4 protein-coding genes are annotated in these 2,929 nt (G+C 39.0%); all 4 read right to left on the minus strand.

Annotated features, from left to right (window positions below; translation table 11 throughout):
* Nucleotides 1-56: 56 nt before the first annotated feature.
* Nucleotides 57-656, minus strand: a complete 600-nt coding sequence (locus PPA04_RS09305; protein ID WP_057785054.1) for a GNAT family N-acetyltransferase — start codon at nucleotides 654-656, stop codon at nucleotides 57-59.
* A 79-nt stretch (nucleotides 657-735) separates the two neighbouring features.
* Nucleotides 736-1,293: an NUDIX hydrolase gene (locus PPA04_RS09310; protein WP_057785055.1), complete on the minus strand. Its 558-nt coding sequence runs from the start codon at nucleotides 1,291-1,293 to the stop codon at nucleotides 736-738.
* On the minus strand, nucleotides 1,286-2,164 hold the full coding sequence (locus PPA04_RS09315) for an RluA family pseudouridine synthase (protein ID WP_057785056.1): 879 nt from the start codon (nucleotides 2,162-2,164) through the stop codon (nucleotides 1,286-1,288). The genes PPA04_RS09310 and PPA04_RS09315 overlap by 8 nt, the downstream gene beginning before the upstream one ends.
* Nucleotides 2,161-2,808: a TMEM175 family protein gene (locus PPA04_RS09320; protein WP_057785057.1), complete on the minus strand. Its 648-nt coding sequence runs from the start codon at nucleotides 2,806-2,808 to the stop codon at nucleotides 2,161-2,163. The genes PPA04_RS09315 and PPA04_RS09320 overlap by 4 nt, the downstream gene beginning before the upstream one ends.
* Between the last annotated feature and the right edge of the window lie 121 nt (nucleotides 2,809-2,929).

Genomic DNA, 2,929 nt, shown 5'->3' on the forward strand with positions numbered 1-2,929 from the left:
AAAAAACCGAATCCAGAAAACTAGATTCGGTTACCTCATTTTATTAATTTTAATTTCTAAGCGAAAACAGGTTGTGTTGTCACAATTGGTTTTTGCATATGATCATACATATGATCGCCAATCCTTTTTGTCCCAACTTTCTTAAAGCCATGTCTTGCATACAATCGCTTGGCATTCGGATTTTTGAAATCCACATTTAGCCCAATAATTGTATCCCCATCTTGACGCACAAACTCTGGCAAGGAGCGCAACAATCGGCCACCAATACCTTGGCCTTGATAATTTGGATCAACCGCAATGGAATCAAGGTACCACTCATTTTTAAAGGCTTCTAAATCAGGATCCAGCACATCACCATCAAAAATATTTGCCTTGAGGGTAATTCGGTCAATAATTGCATCCAGATCTTCTTCATACTGATCAGGATAGCCAAATGCAACACCCACAACTTTACCAGTTGTTTGATCCTCCGCTACAATTGTTGTAGCCTTTTCACCGGTATAGGCGTCAGTTTGGTATGCGCGTTGTAACACCCGCATCCAGACAGGGTCGGGGACATCATCCAGCTCATCTAACTCCATTTCATCATAAATAATATTAATCAATGGGGCTATCTGGCCGGCATCATCTTTATCAGCTTCACGTATAATTATCACAAAAATCCTCCTTTAATCTAATTAATAGGTTACGGGAAGACCATCAAAATGTAAAGTAGTTTGCAAATATGAAAAATGTCTATTTATTCTTACAAAACATTTCATAGTAACCAACAGCCGCAATGGCTTGTGAGGAACGGATTCTACCTTGCGCAATTAATTGTTTCAAGTGACTATAACGAATCAGTTGACTATTCACAAACTCATCACTGTCGAAGTGTTGAGATTCTGTTTTTTGAGGTTCAATTTGCGCCAAAATTAGCGTTACCTTTTCGGTGGAAAATCCCGCTGATACCGTTGAAGTCGTCATAATTTCAGTTTTCGTAGTTTGATACCCAGTTTCTTCAATTAATTCCCGTTTAGCAGCCTGCAAAGGCGTTTCTCCTTCATTAATCAAGCCTGCAGGTAATGACAAACTTTCTGCGTTAACCCCAACTCGATATTCCGTATTTAATAAAACATGTTGGTTGGGTGTAAATGCCAAAATTGTGACGGTGGAACCATGTAAAATGACGTCCCGATCTATCGTTAAGCCATCTGGAGTCTTAATTTTTTGTTGGCTTAACGTGAAAATTGGTCCTTTATAGATTTGCTTTGAATCCAGGATTTTTCCTGGCAATCCTTCATTTTTAAACATTTTTCAAATTCTCCATATCTTCAGGAATTGCAACTTTGAATTCATGCTTCTGCTCTGTCAACGGATCCACAAATTTTAAAGAAGTAGCGTGCAAGGCTTGTCGAGAAATTCCCATCTCCATGGGACCATCATACAGTTGATCACCTAACAAAGGATGTCCTAAACTCGCAAAATGGACCCGAATCTGATGTGTCCGACCAGTTAACAACTCTGCTCCAACTAACGCATAGTCGCCATATTGACGTAACACTTGAAAACGTGTTTTTGCTTGTTGACCTTCAGGATTAACTTCTCGATGAATACCATCTTCGGATCTTACAATTGGTTTATCAATTATTCCCTTCTTTTCTGCCATTGTCCCGCTGACAAATGCCCAGTACTTTTTTTCAATTTTATGATTTTCAATTTGAGGAGCTAAAACACTGACCGCCAAACGATTCTTTGCAATTAGCATCACTCCACTTGTATCGCGGTCTAGACGGGTAATGACATGCGGAATTAAATCTTTACTGCCGTTATTCTTTAAATGCCCTTTAACGCGATTTACAACAGTGTCTTCTCGATTGCTGGGGCCCGGAACAGATGTTAAACCAGCTGGTTTATTAATCACTAACCAGTTTTCATCTTCAAACACAATTTCAAGTGGTTCGAAACTGAATGGAACTTCAGGATCCGATTTTTCCTTTGGTAACTGCAAATTTAATTTTTCCCCAGCCTCCAGGGTGTCAGTTGTACTAACTTTATGACCTTCAATTCTCATCGTGCCTTCGTGCTTGGCACTACTAATCAGGCGGTGACTAAATCCCTTTGACTTCAAAAAAGCTCTAATTTTCATTGGCTCTTCGGTTGTGTTTTGTAAATTAATAATCATTTATATTCTCCATTGTTGGCTTCTCTTATGCTTTTTTGCATTGACTTACTTAATCGCAGGTAAGCGACAAAATGATAGCCGACACCTGCTAAAAGTAAAAATGCACCTAGCCAAATTGAGAAGAAAGTTGCGACAATTGCGGCACCATAGATTAAAACGCTACGAACCGGATCATATTTAATGGCCTGATAAAAAGTGGGTTGATCACTTTTCATCCGTGTCATTTCTGGATGATTGCGCACATACGTGTACAGCCAGGCAAACGTGAATGAAATAAACAACGCGATTATATCGTAATACACAAACGCCACCTGCATATCAGTGCGATTTTGCGAAATTAATGTGTTAGCTACCAATGCGGTTGGGTAGTCGATCAAGGTTACAGAAAACAGCATCACCAAATTAATAACATTCAACCCCGTATTGGTTTCCTTTAGCGTTTGAAAAAAATCGTGATGAAAAAGCCAGATCGTGCCAACATACAAAAAAGAAACAATGTACGCAAACATTGTCGGCCATTGTCGTAGCACGGCCATCAGTAAGCTACCCGCATGATAGTCTGGAACTTTAAAATCCAACACCAAAATCGTGATCAAAATTGCATAAACCCCATCACTAAAAGCTTGCATACGATCAATTTTCATAAGCTATAACCGCTTCCCTCCTTTATTCCACCTGTTTCATACTAAATTATTATAACCTGCTTTTAAAACGACTGCGACTTTTAATTATCGATAATTCATTTACCGGGTTCAGATTATCTAA

Origin of the sequence: Pediococcus parvulus, assembly GCF_007990205.1 — a bacterium.
GTDB lineage: Bacteria > Bacillota > Bacilli > Lactobacillales > Lactobacillaceae > Pediococcus > Pediococcus parvulus.